This window comes from Citrobacter sp. TBCS-14 (assembly GCF_005280805.1).
Classification (GTDB): Bacteria; Pseudomonadota; Gammaproteobacteria; order Enterobacterales; family Enterobacteriaceae; genus Citrobacter; species Citrobacter gillenii.
In genome coordinates this window covers 1-227 of sequence record NZ_SZWM01000256.1, presented here as the reverse complement: position 1 = coordinate 227, position 227 = coordinate 1, and positions in this window count along the sequence as shown.

The window sequence follows — 227 nt, the reverse complement described above, 5'->3', positions numbered from 1 at the left end:
TCGTTGACGCGCTATAAAAGTAAATATTCATTATCACCACCCCTTCGCATACCAGTTACATGTCAAATTCGCCGGATTGACGTTATTACCTTCTGCGGTTGCGCAGCCGACTCTGAATTTTGAATTACTGACAGGGAATGCCTGTGAAATCTCAGCATATGATGTGTCATTCGGATCTGAGCTAATCACAACGAACGCACAACGGTTCGGGAACGGGATGACAAAAT